The organism is Haemophilus seminalis (genome assembly GCF_006384255.1).
Classification (GTDB): domain Bacteria; phylum Pseudomonadota; class Gammaproteobacteria; order Enterobacterales; family Pasteurellaceae; genus Haemophilus; species Haemophilus seminalis.
This window is the reverse complement of the sequence record NZ_VCED01000003.1, coordinates 54,035-68,929: the sequence shown is the minus strand read 5'-3', so window position 1 is coordinate 68,929 and position 14,895 is coordinate 54,035. Positions and strand designations below refer to the sequence as shown.

Genomic DNA, 14,895 nt, shown 5'->3' with positions numbered 1-14,895 from the left:
AACCACTTACCTTTTTCATGGGATTTATTTTATCACTCAGCATAGCAGATCAACGAAATATCGTGTATAATTTTTGCCCTTTCAACATTCTTGTAGGGTGAGTTCTACTCACCAATTTAAACTACTTGGACTATTCGGTGGTATTAAAATTCCACCTTATAAAACTTAAACTTTAAGAAAGTAATAAATGAAAAACGACATTGATATTAACAAATTGCGTAATATCGCAATTATCGCTCACGTTGACCATGGTAAAACCACCCTCGTTGACAAACTTCTTCAACAATCTGGTACATTTGAATCCACTCGTGGTGATGTTGATGAACGCGTAATGGACTCAAATGATCTCGAAAAAGAACGTGGTATTACCATTCTTGCAAAAAATACCGCAATTAACTGGAATGGTTATCGCATTAACATCGTAGACACCCCAGGACACGCCGACTTCGGTGGTGAAGTAGAACGTGTACTTTCTATGGTGGACTCTGTACTTCTAGTCGTAGATGCCTTTGATGGACCAATGCCACAAACGCGTTTCGTGACACAAAAAGCCTTTGCTCACGGTTTAAAACCAATCGTAGTTATTAACAAAGTTGACCGTCCAGGCGCTCGTCCTGATTGGGTAGTGGATCAAGTATTCGATTTATTCGTTAACCTTGGCGCAACCGATGAACAATTAGACTTCCCTATTATCTATGCATCTGCATTAAATGGTGTCGCAGGGCTTGAACACGAAGATTTAGCGGAAGATATGACCCCATTATTTGAAGCGATTGTTCAACACGTTGAACCGCCAAAAGTGGAATTAGATGCACCATTCCAAATGCAAATTTCCCAATTAGACTATAACAGCTATGTGGGTGTTATCGGTATCGGTCGTATCAAACGTGGTGCAATCAAACCAAATCAACCGGTGACTATCATTGATGGCGAAGGTAAAACTCGCCAAGGCCGTGTAGGTCAAGTATTAGGTCACCTCGGTTTACAACGTTATGAAGAAGATGTTGCTTACGCAGGAGACATCATTGCCATTACTGGTTTAGGTGAATTAAATATCTCGGATACAATTTGTGATATCAACGCCGTTGAAGCCTTACCTTCATTAACTGTTGATGAACCAACTGTAACCATGTTTTTCTGTGTAAATACTTCACCGTTTGCAGGTCAAGAAGGTAAATATGTGACTTCTCGCCAAATTCTTGAACGTTTAAACAAAGAGTTAGTTCACAACGTGGCATTACGCGTAGAAGAAACACCAAACCCAGATGAATTCCGTGTTTCTGGTCGTGGTGAATTACACCTTTCTGTATTAATTGAAAATATGCGTCGTGAAGGTTATGAGCTTGCAGTTTCTCGTCCTAAAGTAATCTATCGTCAAATCGACGGCAGAAAACAAGAGCCTTACGAACAAGTGACTATCGATGTAGAAGAACAACACCAAGGTTCTGTCATGGAAGCATTAGGTATCCGTAAAGGTGAAGTTCGCGATATGATGCCAGATGGAAAAGGCCGTGTTCGTTTAGAATACATCATCCCAAGCCGTGGCTTAATCGGTTTCCGTGGTGAATTTATGACCATGACTTCAGGTACCGGTTTACTTTACTCTAGTTTCGATCACTACGATGACATCAAACCTGGTGAAATCGGCCAACGTAAAAACGGTGTATTAATTTCTAACGCAACAGGTAAAGCACTTGCTTATGCACTGTTTGGTTTACAAGAACGTGGTAAATTAATGATCGACGCCAACGTAGAAGTTTACGAGGGTCAAATTATCGGTATTCACAGTCGTACAAACGATCTAACCGTTAACTGTTTACAAGGTAAAAAACTCACCAATATGCGTGCATCAGGTAAAGATGATGCCATCGTCTTAACCACGCCGGTGAAATTCACCCTTGAACAAGCTATTGAGTTTATCGATGACGACGAGTTAGTGGAAGTGACACCTGAATCGATCCGTATCCGTAAAAAACTCTTAACGGAAAACGATCGTAAACGTGCAAACCGTACTACAACCAGCACGAGTACTCACTAACAAAAATGGGATCATTGCGATCCCATTTTTATTTTCCTAAATTCATCATAAAGTTTCATGAAAATTATATATAAGGTGTAAATTCGTTATTTTCACCTCGTAGTAACGACATCAATTTAGGATGAATAAATAATTTATCTCTTCCCAAAGATATCTCACTCAAAACACCTATATCACAAAGCTCTTTTAAGTATTTAGAAGCAGTCTGTCTCTTAGCAATACCTGCCTTTTCTAAATTCAGAATTCGAGTATAAGGCTGTTCAAAAAGCAGTTCAATAAGCTCTGAACTATAAAGATGAGGCAACTTCTGTTGAATATATTTTTTGGTTTCAATAGATAAAGCTTTTATGGATTCAATCTTATTGAGCGTCCAAACTGCCGTATCTTCAATCCCTTTCAAAATATATAAGACCCAATCCTTCCAGTTATTATTAGCTGTTACATCTAATAATAAATGATAATAATCTGCTTTATGTTCAATAATATAACGACTTAAATATAAAATAGGTAAGTGGAGAAGACCTTTCTCAATCAATAATAAACTATTTAATATACGCCCTGTTCTACCATTTCCATCAGTAAAGGGATGTATAGCCTCAAATTGATAGTGAGCAACAGCAAGAATAATCAATGGATCTAAATCTTCATTATTATGAATAAATTTTTCCCAATTAGCGAGTTTATCTCGAATAACTCTCTCCCCCTCTGGTGGGGTATAAATAATCTGACCATTAACCCCATTACGCAACGCTGTTCCTGTTACTTTTCGAATATCCATCATCCGTCCCTTTATATCAGAACACACAAGCACGGCTGTTTGAGTACAAAGTGGACGTTCTTTCAAACTGCTAAAGCCTGAAAATAAAGCTTGTCTATATTGTAGAGCCTCTTTAGTTGCAGAATCATTTTCTTCTACATCAAGCTGTAATGATTGAAAAATTTTATCAGTTGTTGTCACGATATTTTCAATTTCACTACTTGCCCGAGCCTCCATAATAGGCAATGTATTAATTAGCATAGATTGATTAGGAATAAGCTCAGCAGCCTGTTTTAACTCAGCTAATGCAGCTCTAGCTTTAATAGTTTGCTTTAAAATCTCTTTAGTTTCTAATTCATCTGATGGTGGAAGATCTGGAAGATGATTATATGCAAACTGAGGATTCCATTTATTCATCTTTAAAAATCTCTTTTTTTTAAATATATTCAGAGTATATGTTTATCAGATAAACATATCAATAGAATATATTTAAAATATTATATTTTTTAAATATATTTAAAAGCATATAGCTTATGAACTACTAGAACCGCTATTTCATTAAGGTTTATAGATAAACTCTATACCTTCATCATCTTCTTCGGTCCAATCATCATCCCAATCTTCGTCATCATCAAATTGATGCTCAGCTAGTTGTTCTTGATGATAATCTTCCCATTTGAATTTCACTTCTTCAGGTGTAACTTGTTGTGTTTCAGCTTCTCGTGGATTCGCTATGATAAAGTCCATAATATCACGACAAAGTGGTGGAACATTTTTCCCAGTTGCAGCTGAAATTAGGTAATAATCTTCTTCCCAACCCAATTGTTCAGTAATTGCTCGAGCCCGCTCTTCAGCTTCTTCATCGCTCATCGTATCAATTTTATTGAATACTAACCAACGTGGTTTTTCTGATAATTTTTCACTGTATTGGAAAAGTTCAGATTCAATAATAGCGACATTATCTGCTGGATTAGAGCCATCAATTGGAGCAATATCAACTAAATGAATAAGCACTCTACAACGTTCTAGATGTTTTAAAAAGCGAATTCCTAGCCCTGCACCATCTGCTGCGCCCTCAATTAATCCAGGAATATCTGCCACTACGAAACTGTGTGAGTCGTCCACTTTCACAACACCAAGACTTGGCACTAAGGTAGTAAATGGATAGTCTGCAACTTTTGGTTTGGCTGCTGAAACGGCACGAATAAAAGTGGATTTACCTGCATTAGGTAAACCCAGCATTCCCACATCAGCAAGTAGCATTAATTCCAATAATAAATCGCGTTTTTCGCCCGGCGTACCCATTGTTTTTTGACGCGGCGCACGGTTTACCGATGATTTGAAACGAGTATTCCCTAAACCGTGATAACCACCTTTGGCGACCAACATTTTTTGACCGTGTTGGGTTAAATCTCCCAAGGTTTCTTTAGTGTCGTTATCAATAGCGCGAGTTCCTACGGGAACAGGTAAAATAATATCTTTACCGCGACGTCCTGTACAATCTGAACTCCGTCCATTTTCTCCTCGCTCTGCGGCAAAGCGTTTATTAAAGCGGTAGTCGATTAAGGTATTGAGGTTTTCATTGGCTTGTAAATATACATCGCCACCGTCGCCACCGTCGCCACCATCGGGGCCACCTTTCGGAATAAATTTCTCTCGGCGGAAACTTACGCAGCCGTTGCCACCATCCCCAGCCTCAATTCGGATAAGGGATTCATCAATAAATTTCATTAAAACTTCTCCAAAATAAACCGCACTTTAATGAGTTTTATGCGGTAATAATTTATGTCCAATCGCAGATAAAATTGCCCCGCATACTACAACAAATGCGCCAATATAGCTAATATTATTCAACTCTGGTGCGGCAAAATCGGATGGGCTAAAATAATGCGCAATATGAGAAAATAGAATCGTGAAAAGCGGTACAAGTGTGATGACAACACTGACTTTTGATACATCCCAACGATTAAGTGCTTCCGCATAAGAGCCATATCCAATTAAGGTATTTAAACAGCAGTAAATAAAACAAATCAGAGCTAAAGGTGTGAGTTCTTGTACTTGCGAGAATTCAGCCATCGGCATAAAGGCTATGGCACAACCTAAATACATCATTAGCAAGATTTGTTGTGAATTAAATTTACGCAACATTAATTTTTGCGCCATTCCATAAGCGACCCAAATAAGGGATCCTGCTACGCTTAAGATGACACCTGTTGAATACTGATTGAGTCCGGTAAATACATCAAAATGATCATTAAAAAATAAACCTAGACCAATTAACAATAAGAAAAGTCCAATCTTTTGGTGCAGTCCCAATTTTTCTTTGAAGATCAGTACACCACAGATGAGCATTCCAAAAGAGGATAAATGAATAAAAATTTGTGCAACTGAAGGTTCAATATAATTCAGCGAACTACTAAATAATAGAAAATTGCCGGTAAGACCAATTACCCCAATAAGAGCAAGCCAAGTATATTGGCCGACTTTTATTAGCTCTGGTAATTTCTTTTTATAAGCAAGTAGGACTAATAATGAGATTGCGGCTACAATAAAACGATACCATACGATAGTTTGCGCATTCATTACAGATAAAACTTGTTTGAGAGCGATCGGTAAGGATCCCCAAGCCATAGCGGTAATAAGCGCAAAGGTAAAGCCTAATAAAGGTTGTTGTTTCATTGCTTGCTCGCTTATGTGAAATTAAAAAAGACAAAACGCCCCACAAAATTGTAGGGCGTTTCAATCGAATAGACTTTAAATTATTCAGTAACAATACTTACGTATTTACGGCTTTTCTCGCCTTTTACTTCAAATTTAACTTTACCATCTGCAGTTGCGAATAAGGTGTGGTCTTTGCCCATACCTACGTTGCTACCCGCGTGGAACTTAGTACCACGTTGACGAACAATGATGCTACCTGCTAATACAGATTCGCCACCGAAACGTTTAACACCAAGGCGTTTAGCTTCAGAATCGCGACCGTTACGAGTTGAACCACCAGCTTTTTTAGTTGCCATCTACTTGATCTCCTCTGAAATTATGCTTGAATCCCAGTGATTTTCACTTCTGTGAACCACTGACGATGACCTTGTTGTTTACGGCTGTGTTTGCGACGACGGAATTTAACGATTTTAACTTTCTCGCCACGACCTTGTGCAACTACTTCAGCCACTACTTTTGCGCCAGCAACTACTGGTGCACCGATTTTAACATCTTCACCATTAACGACCATCAACACAGAATCGAACTCAACTGTTGCGCCAGTTGAAAGTTCAAGTTTTTCTAAACGAACAACTTGACCTTCGCTCACACGGTGTTGTTTACCGCCACTTTGGAAAACTGCGTACATAAATACTCCGCTTAATTGTGTTTCCCTGCTCTTTAGCAGTCCACACTTAAAAATTTATATAAATAGGTCGCAAATTCTACGGAAAAATCCTACCTATGGCAAGAATTTATTTACAATAAAATAAAAAAATTCCCTTCATTTGCGGATTGATTTCAGAAAGTCTGAAAATTCGGGTAAAATGCACCGCACTTTCGACTAATAATTGATGAAAAAATGAAGAAACAAGATCTTATGAGCATAGACGCGATCCAGAAACTAGTAGATCCCGATATGCAAAAAGTTAATCAAAATATTCTTGCTCAGCTTAATTCAGATGTTCCATTAATAGGACAGTTAGGTTTTTATATTGTTCAAGGCGGTGGTAAGCGGATCCGTCCATTGATCGCAGTTCTCGCAGCTCGATCTTTAGGATTTGGAGGATCTAATTCAATTACTTGTGCTACGTTTGTTGAATTTATTCATACGGCCTCTTTATTACATGATGATGTGGTGGATGAGTCCGATATGCGTCGTGGGCGTGCTACGGCGAACTCAGAATTTGGGAATGCTGCAAGTGTACTTGTAGGAGACTTTATTTATACGCGTGCATTTCAATTAGTTGCACAATTAGAGTCATTGAAGATTTTGGGCATTATGGCCGATGCGACTAACGTTTTAGCGGAAGGCGAAGTTCAGCAGTTAATGAATGTTAATGATCCCGAAACGAGCGAAGCTAATTATATGCGTGTAATTTATAGCAAAACTGCTCGTTTGTTTGAGGTGGCTGGTCAGGCTGCGGCAATTGTTGCAGGCGGAACAGAAGCTCAAGAAAAGGCTTTACAAGATTATGGGCGTTATCTTGGAACTGCATTTCAGCTCGTGGATGATGTATTGGATTATAGTGCAAATGCACAAGCTCTAGGTAAAAATGTAGGTGATGATTTAGCTGAAGGCAAACCGACTCTTCCTCTGCTACACGCTATGCGTCATGGTAATGCTCAACAGGCAGCTTTAATTCGTGAAGCGATTGAGCAAGGTGGTAAACGTGAAGCTATTGATGAAGTATTAGCTATTATGGCTGAGCATAAGTCTTTAGATTATGCGATGAATCGTGCAAAAGAAGAAGCTCAAAAAGCAGTAAATGCAATTGCAATGTTGCCAGACAGTGATTATAAGAAGGCGTTAATTTCTTTAGCATATTTGTCTGTGGATAGAAATTATTAGCCCTTAATTTAGCTTATATACTTAATACCAATTAATTTTAATTAAACTTTATGAATACAGAACTTCAATCTAAACCTGAGCAAAGTGCGATTAATTTTCAAGGTAAAACTCGTAAACAAAAGGTGCACAAAGATCCTAATGCACCTTTTATTCGTGAAAAACTTGAGTTGCCAGATGGACATAATAAACTCCTTTTACATTCATGCTGTGCGCCTTGCTCGGGTGAAGTGATGGAAGCAATCCTTGCATCTGGCATCGAATTTACGATTTATTTTTACAATCCAAACATTCATCCACTCAAAGAATATTTAATTCGTAAAGAAGAAAATATTCGTTTTGCTAAAAAATTTGGCATTCCATTTATTGATGCAGATTACGATCGTCAAAATTGGTTTGATCGTGCCAAAGGAATGGAGTGGGAGCCTGAGAGGGGAATTCGTTGTACTATGTGTTTTGATATGCGCTTTGAAAAAGCTGCTGAATATGCTCATGAACATGGTTTCCCTGTATTTACTAGTTGCTTGGGTATTTCTCGTTGGAAGGATATGAATCAAATAAATGACTGTGGGCATCGCGCGGCGGAAAAATATGATGATGTTATTTATTGGGATTACAACTGGCGAAAAGAAGGTGGCTCGCAACGCATGATTGAGATTAGTAAACGGGAGCGGTTTTATCAACAGGAATATTGCGGTTGTGTGTATTCTTTACGTGATAGTAATAAATGGCGTGAAGAGACGGGGCGTCAAAAAATTGAAATTGGTAAACTTTATTATACGCCAGATTGAACTCTCTCTTTAATAAGGCTGATATTTTCAGCCTTATTTTCTTTTAAAATTAAGATTGATAGACATTTAAAAAGACCAATTACATCAATTTATAGCATTCTTCATAAAAATTAGGCAAAATACGGAAAATTTTTGAGTTCAAAAAAGGATCAAACTATGACTAAACATTATGATTACATCGCTATTGGCGGTGGCAGTGGCGGTATTGCTTCTCTAAATCGTGCTGCAAGCTATGGAAAAAAATGCGCAATCATTGAAGCAAAACATCTTGGCGGTACTTGTGTAAATGTAGGTTGCGTACCTAAAAAAGTAATGTTTTATGGTGCACACATTGCAGAAGCAATTAACAATTATGCACCAGATTATGGTTTTGATGTTGAAGTGAAAAAATTCGATTTTTCAAAACTGATTGAAAGTCGCCAAGCCTATATTGGTCGTATTCATACATCTTATAACAATGTATTAACGAAAAATAATATTGATGTAATTAACGGTTTCGGAAAATTTGTCGATGCGCATACTATTGAAGTAACACTTACCGATGGTACAAAAGAGCAAGTAACCGCAGATCATATTTTAATCGCAACAGGTGGCCGCCCATATCGTCCAAACATTAAAGGACAAGAATACGGCATTGATTCAGATGGTTTCTTCGCATTAACAGAATTACCAAAACGAGCAGCTGTTATCGGTGCAGGCTATATTGCCGTTGAACTTTCTGGTGTATTAAACAGCCTAGGCGTGGAAACCCATTTATTAGTGCGTCGCCATGCGCCAATGCGTAATCAAGATCCATTAATCGTAGAAACACTAGTGGAAGTACTTGCGCAAGATGGAATTCAATTACATACCAATTCCACACCATCTGAGATTGTTAAAAATGCAGATGGTTCACTTACAGTAAAATGTGATGGTCAATCTGATGTTACGGTGGACTGTGTTATTTGGGCTGCGGGTCGTATTCCCGCGACAGATAAAATTGGCTTAGAAAATGCTGGCGTAGAAACGAATGAACGTGGCTATGTCAAAGTAGATAAATATCAAAATACTAATGTGAAAGGCATTTATGCGGTAGGCGATATTATCGAAAACGGCATTGAATTAACACCAGTTGCAGTTGCAGCAGGTCGTCGCCTTTCTGAGCGTTTATTCAATAATAAACCGACTGAACATTTAGATTACAATTTGGTTCCAACTGTTGTATTCAGCCATCCACCAATCGGCACTGTAGGTTTAACTGAACCTCAAGCTATTGAACAATATGGAGCTGAAAATGTTAAGGTATATAAATCTTCTTTCACAGCAATGTACACTGCGGTCACTCAACATCGCCAACCGTGCAAAATGAAATTGGTTTGTGTGGGTAAAGATGAAAAAGTTGTGGGTTTACATGGTATTGGTTTCGGTGTAGATGAAATGATTCAAGGATTTGCCGTAGCAATTAAAATGGGCGTAACAAAAGCTGATTTTGATAACACAGTGGCTATTCACCCAACGGGTTCAGAAGAATTCGTGACCATGCGTTAATCTTCAAAGCAAAGAAAAAAGAGCGGTAAAATTACCGCTCTTTTCTGTTTCTAATTTTGCTTAAGTATGTTTAGCTACGTTTAACCAATTTCGTCCAGTTATAATAACCGTACAACGAGTTAAGTAAGTAGGCTGAATACATTAAGTACATAGCTGGTGTTTCTGCCCATAAGAAGATAGAAAGGATATTTAAAGCAATCCATAACAACCACTGTTCACGATAGCGCAAAATCATTAAAATCTGTGCAGCAACCGTAATAATTGTGGTTAGACCATCTAAACCTGTTGAACTGCCGCCAGCCGCTTGTAATGCTTGAACAAAAAGCAAAGTACCAACCGTAGTCACAACAATTAATGTCATCCATCCTTTAACAGTTAAAGCTTTGGCAATCACACTTTCTCCACCATCACTATTTTGCATATTGGCTTTCCACATGAAGTAACCAATAAATTGAGATGGCAAATATACATAGAGTACGGTATTCATTTCCCCTAAGAAATTTGATCCCCAAGCGACATAAAAATAAGTGTAAGCAAAAATTAATCCAAAGAAATAATTACTAATTTTACCTTTACTTACCAATACCACACACAAAATACCAGAAATACCAGAAATCATTGCTAACCAAGAATCTGGCGCTTGCACATAAGCCCAAATCTGTGCAACGATAAAAAGTGCAAGCCATATTACTTCAAAAGGCTTCCAGCCAGTAATAAACTCTTGCTTAAGACGTTCAATTAAAGTCATTTTTACTCCTTTTAGGTTTTCAGGTCGGTATTTTTACACAATTATTTTTTTATGTAAAACATCCTATCAGATTATTCTAAATGTTATTTGTACACCAAATTTTATCCAATAAAAACGAGTAGTCACTCTCTTTTCAAAGTAATAAGAAAGTTAAATACAGTAATCTAAGTCTAAAGGCATTTTAGCTTGCATTAAGAATTGTCGAGTGCGTTCTTGTTTTGGACAAGCAAAGAATTTATCTGCTGTATTTTGTTCTACAATATGCCCATCCTCCATCAAAATCACACGATCTGCAACATCTTTCGCAAACTGCATTTCATGAGTAACAATAATCATAGTCCATCCTTCCTGTGCAAGCATTTTAAGGGTTTGCAATACCTCGCCTACTAATTCAGGATCCAACGCAGATGTAGGTTCATCTAATAAAATTAAATCTGGTTGTACCGCCAAGGCACGAGCAATACCAACTCGTTGTTGCTGCCCACCAGAAAGTTGTGATGGAAATAAATCTGCTTTAGCTCTTAACCCAACCTTCTCTAACAACATTAATGCTTTTTTTCGAGCCTGCTCTTTCGGTTGTTTTTGAACCACCAGCATCCCTTCCATTACATTCTCAAGTGCTGTACGATGAGGAAATAAATTATATTGTTGAAATACCATTGATGAACGACGGCGTAAACTTAATTCATCCGATTTCGTAATTTTTCGACTAAAATCAATTTTCAAATCACCATCCGTAAAAACTAACTTACCTTGCTCTGGGCGCTCTAACAAATTTAGGCAACGCAAAAATGTCGTTTTTCCTGAGCCTGAGGGACCTAAAATAGCGACAACTTCACCTTTATTTATCTCAAAATCAATGCCTTTTAATACATGATTGCCATTAAAGTTTTTTTGAATATTGGTTACTTTTAACATAAACATTCCTTATAAATGGCGAGATAAGCGAATTTCAAGACGATCTTGTAAGAAAGATAAAACAAAACAGAAAATCCAATAAATCAAAGCAGCCTCACTATAAATTAAAATAAATTCATAGTTTGCTGCCGTAATATTCTGTGCGACACGGAATAATTCTGTCACTAAAACAAGAGAAGCTAATGAAGTATCTTTCACTGTACTAATAAAAGTATTAGAAAGCGATGGTACTGAAATACGTAAAGCCTGTGGCATAATTGTACGAATAAATGCTTGTCGATAATTCATACCTATCGCATAAGAGGCTTCCCACTGCCCTTTAGGTATAGCAATAATTGAAGCTCGAACTGTCTCTGCTGCATAAGCACCAATATTAATAGAAAATGCAATAATCGCTGTTGGGAAGGGCTCTAAAGTAATACCAACTTCAGGTAATCCATAAAAAATAATAAAAATTTGTACTAACATCGGTGTACCTCGAATTATAGAGATATACACTCGACATAAAGCCTGTAACAATTTTAAGGGTAAATTAGGGCTAGGTAAAGTACGAATAACTGCAACAATCACTGCAATAAGCAAACCACAGAAGAAGGAAATGACTGCCAATGGCAATGTGTATAAAATTGCTGCTTCCAACATAGGCCAAAACGAGCTGATTACATAATCAGCTCGTTCTGCACTCATAAATGGAAGACTCGCCAACCAATTATTGAGTAATATCATCACCAAACCATTCAATTGAAATCTGTTTTAATGTACCATCTTGGCGAAGTGCTTCAAGTGCTTGATTAAATTTTGTAATCAATGCATCTTCACCTTGTAAAAAAGCAAAGGCTGTTGGAATTTTATCCCCACGATCATAAGCAATTTTTAAACCGGCATTTGGGTGTTGTTTAAAATAATCTAATACCGCCAATTTATCATTAATTGTTGCTTCTGCACGGCCCTGTTTAATAAGCTCTAAGCTCTGTGCTAAACCATCTACTACAAGAATCTGTGCGCCTGCAGCTTTTGCATCTTTCCCCCAGTTACTTGTTGCGGATTGCGCAGATTTACGCCCTTTCAAATCTTCAAATGATTTAATACTGTTATCCGATGATTTTGTTACAATCACCCCACCAGAATAATTATAAGGCGTTGTGAAACTGTATTTTTTTAAACGCTCTGGGCTTGGGTTAGTTTGGTTTGCAATCACATCAAAACGTTTTGCATTTAACCCCGCATACATTGCATCCCATTGCGTTTCTTTAAATTCTACTTTCAAACCGAGCTTTTCAGCCACTTTACGAATAACCTCTACATCAAAGCCTGTTAATTTTCCACTTTTATCATGGAAAGTAAATGGCGCATAAGTCCCTTCTGTCCCTACGAGCAATGTCTTTGTTTTCTCAACGCGTTCTGAAATTTCACCTGCGTTTGAAAGTGTGGAAAATGTTAAACCCGCAGCCAAAAGTGCGGTTGCAAAAAATAGTTTTTTCATAATTGTATTCCTTATATAGTGTTTGAATTAGCTTGATTATAAAAGTCTAATTAATAGAAAAACAAGACGATTATGTAATGAGTTAGATTTTTTAGTTATAAGAAGAACATTAAAAGTGCAGCAAAATTTTACCGCACGTTACCCGTAATATAACCTATCCCTCAATGCCCTCAAATAATGCGGTACTTAAATAACGTTCTGATGCCGAAGGTAAAATAGCCACAACTAATTTATCTTTAAATTCTGGCAATTTAGCTAAACGATCTGCAGCTGCGACAGCTGCACCAGATGAAATCCCTGCAAGAATGCCTTCTTCCGCCATTAAGCGACGAGCTGTGGCAAGTGCGGTATCGCTATCAACAGTTTCTACGCGATCAATAATAGATAAATCTAAATTTTTAGGAATAAAACCTGCTCCGATGCCTTGAATTTTGTGTGGGCCTGGTTTTGCTTCTTCACCCGCTAAAGTTTGAGTAATGACGGGAGATTCCACTGGCTCAACCGCAACAGAAGTGATTTGTTTACCAAAATCTAATTTAATCGCGCGAGAAATCCCCGTAATCGTACCACCTGTCCCTACGCCAGCAACAACAACATCGACTTTACCATCCGTATCTTTCCAAATTTCAGGGCCTGTTGTTTCTTGATGAATTTGTGGGTTGGCTGGATTCTCAAATTGTTTAAGCATGACATAGCGGTTTGGATCCGAAGCAACAATTTCTTCTGCTTTCGCAATCGCGCCTTTCATTCCTTTTGCGCCTTCGGTAAGCACTAAATTCACACCCAATCCGCGCAATAAGCGTTTTCTTTCAAGACTCATAGTTTCTGGCATAGTGAGCGTGATTTTATAACCTCTAGCAGCTGCAACATAAGCCAAAGCGATACCAGTATTACCGCTCGTTGCATCTACAATTTCTTTTCCTTTCGTGAGCGTACCATCTTTTTCAGCTTGCCACACCATATTCGCCCCAATACGGCATTTTACGCTGTAGCTTGGATTACGCCCCTCAATTTTCACCACCACATTGCCATTGTGACCAAAGTGTTTTAAACGCACAAGTGGCGTATTTCCGATAGAATAAGAATTGTCTGCATAAATTGTCATAATATTTCCCTTTCGTTAGGCTTTGTTAATGTTGGTTTATTTATAACACCGCACTTTTGATTAAAAAAATAGTTATTTGATCTATTTTATAACCGTAAGCTATTTAACAATCCCTGTATTTTCTGAACGAACCTCAAGCCCCGCTTGAGATGAAGAATCACTATTCATATTAAAACGTAAGTCATTACGATAATTTTCCACCCACATTACGGTCGCACCACATACTGCAACGGGCATAATTAATAAATTAATCACAGGCACAAATGTACAACAAGTTACCAATCCACCAAAAGTTAAACTTTGAGTTCGTTGATAGCCAAGCACATTTTTCATGATATCAAAAGAGACTTTGTGATTATCAAAAGGATAATCACAATATTGAATTGCCATCATCCAACAAGTGAACAAGAAAGTAAGTACAGGCACGATGGTTTGCCCAACCAAAGGAATAAAACTCAGTAAAAACAAGGCGATAATTTTGGGTAGACTATAACGTAATTTTTGCCACTCTCGAGCAAGCATACGAGGCACATCTCTCATTACATCCACAAGACTATCATCATTAATATTTTCACCTGTCAGCATTTTTTCTACTTTTTCCGCTAACAAGCCATTAAAAGGTGCGGCGATAAAGCCAGAAAGTGTGGTGAAAGTAAAATAAAAGAGCAATAAAATTGTTAAAATGGACAGGGTTAACAAAATTACACTGAGAAAACTAAGCCAGTCTGGAATAAAATTCATCACCCAATCAATCGCACTCGTGATTTGGCTAATAAAAAGCCAAAATAAACCACAAAGCAAAACGGTATTGAGCAAAATTGGAATAATAACAAACCGACGCAAACCTTTTTGTGTAATGTAATGCCACCCCATTACAAAATAATGGAAACCAGATTTTAATTCATTAGGATTCAACATTTTTCTTTCCTTTCAATAAAAATACGCCTAAAACAGACCGCTCTTTTCCCTTAAAATTCCA

At 37.7% G+C, this 14,895-nt stretch carries 15 protein-coding genes; 4 read left to right on the top strand and 11 right to left on the bottom strand.

What is annotated here, in order from left to right; translation table 11 throughout:
- The first annotated feature begins 187 nt into the window (after positions 1-187).
- Positions 188-2,038 (top strand): translational GTPase TypA, encoded by a 1,851-nt coding sequence (gene typA, locus FE813_RS04705; protein WP_139989642.1) that lies wholly within the window; start codon positions 188-190, stop codon positions 2,036-2,038.
- 64 nt (positions 2,039-2,102) lie between these two features.
- On the opposite strand, the gene fic is transcribed toward typA, so the two are convergent.
- From fic to rplU, 5 genes are all read right to left on the bottom strand, one after another.
- Complete coding sequence (gene fic, locus FE813_RS04700) at positions 2,103-3,212, bottom strand: protein adenylyltransferase Fic (RefSeq protein ID WP_139989640.1); 1,110 nt, start codon at positions 3,210-3,212, stop codon at positions 2,103-2,105.
- Positions 3,213-3,353: 141 nt separating this feature from the next.
- Complete coding sequence (gene cgtA, locus FE813_RS04695) at positions 3,354-4,526, bottom strand: Obg family GTPase CgtA (RefSeq protein WP_139989639.1); 1,173 nt, start codon at positions 4,524-4,526, stop codon at positions 3,354-3,356.
- A gap of 27 nt (positions 4,527-4,553) precedes the next feature.
- Positions 4,554-5,474, bottom strand: coding sequence for a DMT family transporter (locus FE813_RS04690; RefSeq protein ID WP_139989637.1), 921 nt, complete (start codon positions 5,472-5,474; stop codon positions 4,554-4,556).
- A gap of 80 nt (positions 5,475-5,554) precedes the next feature.
- Positions 5,555-5,812, bottom strand: coding sequence for a 50S ribosomal protein L27 (gene rpmA / locus FE813_RS04685; RefSeq protein WP_005626413.1), 258 nt, complete (start codon positions 5,810-5,812; stop codon positions 5,555-5,557).
- A gap of 20 nt (positions 5,813-5,832) precedes the next feature.
- Complete coding sequence (gene rplU, locus FE813_RS04680; protein ID WP_139989635.1) at positions 5,833-6,144, bottom strand: 50S ribosomal protein L21; 312 nt, start codon at positions 6,142-6,144, stop codon at positions 5,833-5,835.
- Between the two features lie 213 nt (positions 6,145-6,357).
- Between rplU and ispB the strand changes: the two genes are divergently transcribed.
- From ispB to gorA, 3 genes are all read left to right on the top strand, one after another.
- Entirely contained in the window at positions 6,358-7,347 is a 990-nt protein-coding gene (ispB, locus tag FE813_RS04675; protein WP_139989634.1) for an octaprenyl diphosphate synthase, read from the top strand.
- 50 nt (positions 7,348-7,397) lie between these two features.
- Complete coding sequence (locus FE813_RS04670; RefSeq protein WP_139989632.1) at positions 7,398-8,135, top strand: epoxyqueuosine reductase QueH; 738 nt, start codon at positions 7,398-7,400, stop codon at positions 8,133-8,135.
- Between the two features lie 156 nt (positions 8,136-8,291).
- Positions 8,292-9,662, top strand: coding sequence for a glutathione-disulfide reductase (gene gorA, locus FE813_RS04665; protein WP_139989630.1), 1,371 nt, complete (start codon positions 8,292-8,294; stop codon positions 9,660-9,662).
- Positions 9,663-9,732: 70 nt separating this feature from the next.
- On the opposite strand, the gene pnuC is transcribed toward gorA, so the two are convergent.
- The 6 genes from pnuC to cysZ form a co-directional block, all read right to left on the bottom strand.
- Positions 9,733-10,410 carry a nicotinamide riboside transporter PnuC gene (gene pnuC, locus FE813_RS04660; protein ID WP_111407968.1) on the bottom strand — a complete coding sequence of 226 codons (678 nt, stop codon included), beginning with the start codon at positions 10,408-10,410 and terminating at the stop codon, positions 9,733-9,735.
- A 150-nt stretch (positions 10,411-10,560) separates the two neighbouring features.
- Positions 10,561-11,328 carry an amino acid ABC transporter ATP-binding protein gene (locus tag FE813_RS04655; RefSeq protein WP_139989629.1) on the bottom strand — a complete coding sequence of 256 codons (768 nt, stop codon included), beginning with the start codon at positions 11,326-11,328 and terminating at the stop codon, positions 10,561-10,563.
- Between the two features lie 9 nt (positions 11,329-11,337).
- The gene (locus FE813_RS04650) at positions 11,338-12,054 is read right to left on the bottom strand and encodes an amino acid ABC transporter permease (protein ID WP_005633396.1); all 717 of its coding nucleotides are present in this window, start codon (positions 12,052-12,054) and stop codon (positions 11,338-11,340) included.
- Complete coding sequence (locus tag FE813_RS04645) at positions 12,038-12,811, bottom strand: amino acid ABC transporter substrate-binding protein (RefSeq protein ID WP_139989627.1); 774 nt, start codon at positions 12,809-12,811, stop codon at positions 12,038-12,040. Before FE813_RS04645 ends, FE813_RS04650 begins: the two co-directional genes overlap by 17 nt.
- Positions 12,812-12,965: 154 nt before the next feature.
- Positions 12,966-13,916 carry a cysteine synthase A gene (gene cysK, locus FE813_RS04640; RefSeq protein ID WP_139989626.1) on the bottom strand — a complete coding sequence of 317 codons (951 nt, stop codon included), beginning with the start codon at positions 13,914-13,916 and terminating at the stop codon, positions 12,966-12,968.
- Between the two features lie 99 nt (positions 13,917-14,015).
- On the bottom strand, positions 14,016-14,834 hold the full coding sequence (gene cysZ, locus FE813_RS04635; protein WP_139989624.1) for a sulfate transporter CysZ: 819 nt from the start codon (positions 14,832-14,834) through the stop codon (positions 14,016-14,018).
- Positions 14,835-14,895 lie beyond the last annotated feature (61 nt).

Excerpts from the sequence above, each read along its gene's own strand:
- fic (WP_139989640.1), bottom strand. The coding sequence starts at position 3,212 with ATGAATAAATGGAATCCTCAGTTTGCATATAATCATCTTCCAGATCTT.
- FE813_RS04645 (WP_139989627.1), bottom strand. The coding sequence starts at position 12,811 with ATGAAAAAACTATTTTTTGCAACCGCACTTTTGGCTGCGGGTTTAACA.
- cgtA (WP_139989639.1), bottom strand. The coding sequence starts at position 4,526 with ATGAAATTTATTGATGAATCCCTTATCCGAATTGAGGCTGGGGATGGT.
- rplU (WP_139989635.1), bottom strand. The coding sequence starts at position 6,144 with ATGTACGCAGTTTTCCAAAGTGGCGGTAAACAACACCGTGTGAGCGAA.
- rpmA (WP_005626413.1), bottom strand. The coding sequence starts at position 5,812 with ATGGCAACTAAAAAAGCTGGTGGTTCAACTCGTAACGGTCGCGATTCT.
- typA (WP_139989642.1), top strand. The coding sequence starts at position 188 with ATGAAAAACGACATTGATATTAACAAATTGCGTAATATCGCAATTATC.
- ispB (WP_139989634.1), top strand. The coding sequence starts at position 6,358 with ATGAAGAAACAAGATCTTATGAGCATAGACGCGATCCAGAAACTAGTA.
- FE813_RS04655 (WP_139989629.1), bottom strand. The coding sequence starts at position 11,328 with ATGTTAAAAGTAACCAATATTCAAAAAAACTTTAATGGCAATCATGTA.
- cysK (WP_139989626.1), bottom strand. The coding sequence starts at position 13,916 with ATGACAATTTATGCAGACAATTCTTATTCTATCGGAAATACGCCACTT.
- FE813_RS04670 (WP_139989632.1), top strand. The coding sequence starts at position 7,398 with ATGAATACAGAACTTCAATCTAAACCTGAGCAAAGTGCGATTAATTTT.
- pnuC (WP_111407968.1), bottom strand. The coding sequence starts at position 10,410 with ATGACTTTAATTGAACGTCTTAAGCAAGAGTTTATTACTGGCTGGAAG.
- FE813_RS04690 (WP_139989637.1), bottom strand. The coding sequence starts at position 5,474 with ATGAAACAACAACCTTTATTAGGCTTTACCTTTGCGCTTATTACCGCT.
- gorA (WP_139989630.1), top strand. The coding sequence starts at position 8,292 with ATGACTAAACATTATGATTACATCGCTATTGGCGGTGGCAGTGGCGGT.
- cysZ (WP_139989624.1), bottom strand. The coding sequence starts at position 14,834 with ATGTTGAATCCTAATGAATTAAAATCTGGTTTCCATTATTTTGTAATG.
- FE813_RS04650 (WP_005633396.1), bottom strand. The coding sequence starts at position 12,054 with ATGATATTACTCAATAATTGGTTGGCGAGTCTTCCATTTATGAGTGCA.